The organism is Neobacillus drentensis (assembly GCF_036966985.1).
Taxonomy (GTDB): domain Bacteria; phylum Bacillota; class Bacilli; order Bacillales; family Cytobacillaceae; genus Neobacillus; species Neobacillus drentensis_E.
The window spans coordinates 1-4206 of sequence record NZ_JBALSN010000444.1; the positions used below are offsets into that span (position 1 = coordinate 1).

The window sequence follows — 4206 nt, forward strand, 5'->3', positions numbered from 1 at the left end:
AAACAAAAATAATATATAATTAAAACAGAAGTTAATAAACATATATACATACAAACGGAGGAATCGGGATGGTAAAGAATCTTTGGGATACTGAAAAAGCTTCACAGGTTTCAAAAGGGGTAGAAGAATTAGTGTATCGCTCCAATTTAATTGGAACAGATCGTGCCGTATGTAACTGGGGGGGCGGCAATACTTCCATGAAAACAATTGAAAAGGATTTCCGTGGACGCGATATCGAGGTAATGTGGGTAAAAGGCAGCGGTTCTGATTTAGCGACTATGAAAGCACAAAACTTTACTGGATTAAATTTAGAAGATATTCGTCCATTATTTGAACGCGATGAAATGACAGATGAAGATATGGTTGCTTATCTTTCACATTGTATGATTGACAGCAAACATCCAAGAGCATCGATCGAAACATTATTGCATGCGTTCTTGCCATTTAAACATGTAGATCATACACATCCGGATGCGATTATTAGCCTTTGCTGTGCTGATAACGGAAAACAGCTTGCTGAAGAGATTTTTGGAAATCGTTTTGTCTGGGTTCCGTATGTACGTCCTGGCTTTACACTTTCAAAAATGATCGCAGAAGGAGTTAAAAATAACCCAAATGCTGAGCTTGTTTTAATGGAAAAACACGGACTTGTTACTTGGGGAGAAACATCTGAACAGTCTTACGCAAAAACAATTGAAATCATCAATGAAGCAGAACAATATATTAATGAAAGAATCGATGAAGCGTCTGTATTTGGCGGACAAAAATATCAATCTCTTTCCGAGGAAGAAGCAACTAGTATTTTAGCAAAAGTAATGCCAATCATCCGCGGTGCAGTAAGTGAAGAAAAGAAAATGCTATTAACCTATGACCGTGGAGAAGATGTTTTGCAATTTGTTAACAGCCAAAATGCACCTGAGCTTTCACAAATCGGTGCGGCATGTCCAGACCATTTAGTTCACACAAAAATGGTCCCACTTTATATCAACTGGGATCCGCAATCAAAAGATGTGGATGCGCTAATTGCTAGTATTAAAGAAGGAGTTGCCAGTTTCAAAGCAGCTTACCAAGAATATTTTGATAGTAACAAAAATCAAGGTGATAAAATGTTTGAACCAGCTCCACGTGTCATTCTCATTCCTGGGGTTGGTATGGTGAACTCTGGAAAAGATATTAACAATTCTAGAGTGAGCGGCGCCTTATATCATCGTGCCATTGCTGTTATGAAAGGTTCTACCACATTAGGAAACTTTGTATCTTTAAGCGAGAATGAATCTTATAACGTGGAATATTGGCCATTAGAGCTATATAAATTAACTCTTGCTCCACGAGAGGCGGAATTTTCCAGAAAAGTAGCTTTTATCACTGGAGGAGCGGGTGGAATTGGCAGTGCAACAGCTCGTCGTCTTGTTTCAGAAGGTGCTCATGTTGTGCTAGCTGATCTAAATTTAGAAGGTGCAGAAAAAGTTGCTGCTGAAATTAACGAAAAATTCGGAGCGAATCGTGCTATTGCTGTTAAGATGGATGTTACGAGTGAAGAGCAAGTTCAAACTGCTTTTAATCAATCCGCACTAACATATGGCGGTGTAGATATTATTGTCAACAATGCAGGTCTTGCAACATCAAGTCCATTCGAAGAAACAACTCTCAAAGAGTGGAATCTAAATATGAATGTATTAGGTACAGGTTACTTCTTAGTTGCCCGCGAAGCATTTAAGCAAATGAAAGATCAAGCGATTGGCGGTAACATGGTGTTTATCGGATCGAAAAACTCTGTGTACGCTGGTAAGAATGCTGCAGCCTACAGCTCTGTGAAAGCACTTGAAACACACTTAGCAAGATGTATTGCGGCTGAAGGCGGCGAATATGGAATTCGTGTAAACTCTGTTCTTCCGGATGCGGTTCTTCAAGGTTCAGCAATTTGGGGTTCAAGATGGCGTGAGGAACGTGCTGCGGCATATGGGATCGATCCGGATCAATTAGAAGAGCATTACCGTAAACGCACGACCTTACTCGTAAATATTTATCCATCAGATATTGCAGAATCAATTGCATTCTTTGCTTCATCAAAATCAGACAGAACAACTGGATGTATGTTAACGGTGGATGGCGGAGTGCCTGCTGCATTTACTAGATAAGATTTTTACGTAAAAAGTTTTTGGAGTGATATGATTATGCAGAAATTAAGCATGGAACAATTGCTCGAAACACTAAATAAAGCAATTGAGTTAAATTTAAGACAAGACTTTATTGATTTAATAGTAAACGAGTTAGATAGAAAACGATTCATTATGAATTAACAAAAAGTTGACTCCTATATAAAAGGGGTCAACTTTTTTCATCTATACGAAAATCGAACTAGCACCTTTTGTAATAAATTCCTTCGGAGGCCACATCGAGAGGTCAAAAGGGTAATCAGAACCAGGAACGACTCTGTCTTCTCCGACTGTTTTAATAAGAAAATCAATACTATCAGGGCTCCATAAAACGGTATCATACCAAAAGCGATTTAAGTATTCAGATGGTTTTGCTTTCAGTTTGGAAGAGACGAGCCCCCATTGTTCATAACCTTTATCAAGTCTGCCAATTTGATAGGGCAGGAAACCTCCGCCATGTGCAAATAATATTTTTACATTCGGATATTGATCAATCATTCCGCTTAAAAGAATGTCTGTTGCACAAACAGTTGTTTCCCAAGGTACACCAATTAAATTAGGCATCATTCTTCGCTTTAACCGCGGGTCTTCACATAGTAATGGGTGAATAAAAACAATCGCATGTAATCGATTGGCTTCTTCGAAGAAAGGGATAAAAAAGTCATCAGATAACATATAGTCAGATAAACCCGGACCAATGATGACTCCTTTTAATCCCAAATTCATCGCCTGATTTAATACTTGAGCCGCTTTTTCTGGATTGGTGAGAGGGACAGTTCCTAAGGCAGATAGTTTCTGAGGTGTTTTATTGGTCCAATTGGCTAATGCATGATTGTATAAAGCAGCCATTTCAGTGGTTATTTCTTCAGGGAAATCATAGAGAAACAGTTGGGGGATTGGTGAGATAAGTGAATGAGTAACACTCGCTTTTTCCTGTTCGGACAAATAATATTCACCATCAATAAAGCCCTTTTTCAACTCAAATCCCCATTTTTCATTAATCGTTAAGAACGGCTCTTTCGTGCCATCTTTTTGGATCCATTTCGCATTAATGATCTTCTGATTGTCTTGAAGCCAGGCGATCACTTCCGGTGGAATAAAATGAGTATGAAAATCATGCATTAACTATCACTCCTATACGATTATATTAATTTATTTTTCGATATCCCATATTTCTAGAAATATCTAAACCAGCACTAATAACCTTTTTAGCTATACTTTGAATTTTATGAGCTGGGAATCGCTGCTTTGGACCCACAATGGATAAGGCTGCAATTACTTTTCCTTTGTAATCATAAATCGGTGCAGCAATAGAAGTGACTCCATCAAGTAATTCTTCGACACCAGATGCATAGCCATTTTTCCTTACTTCACGTAAGTGAGCATGAAGCATATCGGTGTCTGTAATCGTGTTTTTTGAGTATTTATGAAGCCCTTTTTTTTCGATTACGCTCTTCGTCACATCTTCATCAGAGAATGCTAGTAAAACTTTCCCTGAACTAGTACAGTAAGGTGGATTTCTTCGGCCAACATGAGTTAAGAACCGAATAGGATGATTGCATTCTACTTTATGAAGATAGATGACATCTGAGTGATCTAAAACAGATATGTGAGCGGTTTCACCAAGTGTCTCAACTAGTTTGTTTAAGACCGGCTGTGAGTCACGATAGATATCCATTGAACTATATACGACACCGCTAAGAGTAAGAATAGAGAGGCCTAAGCGATATTTTTTAGTTTCGGGATCTTTATGCACGAACCCTTCACTTGCAAGGGTTGCCATGGTTCGGCTGACTGTACTTTTGTTTAATCCTAGAGAAGTCGAAATTTCACCAATTTTCTTTTCAGGTTCATCCATCGAGAAACTATTTAAGATCCGAAGAGCATTTTTTAAGGAAGAAAGATAATTTTCTTCCTGTTTCTTTGTTTCCATAACTCATTCCTCCCCATACCCACTGTTTCATTATGTAAAACTAGGTTGCTTTATAGTGGTCAATATATCAAAAGAAAAAAGAAAAGAAAAGTTATTTTTTAAAAATTAAAATTATTT

At 38.0% G+C, this 4206-nt stretch carries 4 protein-coding genes; 2 read left to right on the forward strand and 2 right to left on the reverse strand.

Annotated features, from left to right (window positions below; translation table 11 throughout):
- The first annotated feature begins 68 nt into the window (after positions 1 to 68).
- Both V7659_RS24805 and sda read left to right on the forward strand, forming a co-directional pair.
- Complete coding sequence (locus V7659_RS24805; protein WP_335542785.1) at positions 69 to 2138, forward strand: bifunctional aldolase/short-chain dehydrogenase; 2070 nt, start codon at positions 69 to 71, stop codon at positions 2136 to 2138.
- A gap of 36 nt (positions 2139 to 2174) precedes the next feature.
- Entirely contained in the window at positions 2175 to 2300 is a 126-nt protein-coding gene (gene sda / locus V7659_RS24810) for a sporulation histidine kinase inhibitor Sda (RefSeq protein ID WP_335542786.1), read from the forward strand.
- A gap of 42 nt (positions 2301 to 2342) precedes the next feature.
- Here sda and V7659_RS24815 read toward each other — a convergent pair whose 3' ends face one another.
- Entirely contained in the window at positions 2343 to 3278 is a 936-nt protein-coding gene (locus V7659_RS24815; protein WP_335542787.1) for an amidohydrolase family protein, read from the reverse strand.
- 25 nt (positions 3279 to 3303) lie between these two features.
- Entirely contained in the window at positions 3304 to 4089 is a 786-nt protein-coding gene (locus tag V7659_RS24820; RefSeq protein WP_335542788.1) for an IclR family transcriptional regulator, read from the reverse strand.
- Between the last annotated feature and the right edge of the window lie 117 nt (positions 4090 to 4206).

Bases quoted from the DNA above. Each gene is read 5' to 3' on its own strand.
- V7659_RS24805 (WP_335542785.1), top strand. From the start codon at position 69: ATGGTAAAGAATCTTTGGGATACTGAAAAAGCTTCACAGGTTTCAAAA.
- V7659_RS24815 (WP_335542787.1), bottom strand. From the start codon at position 3,278: ATGCATGATTTTCATACTCATTTTATTCCACCGGAAGTGATCGCCTGG.
- V7659_RS24820 (WP_335542788.1), bottom strand. From the start codon at position 4,089: ATGGAAACAAAGAAACAGGAAGAAAATTATCTTTCTTCCTTAAAAAAT.
- sda (WP_335542786.1), top strand. From the start codon at position 2,175: ATGCAGAAATTAAGCATGGAACAATTGCTCGAAACACTAAATAAAGCA.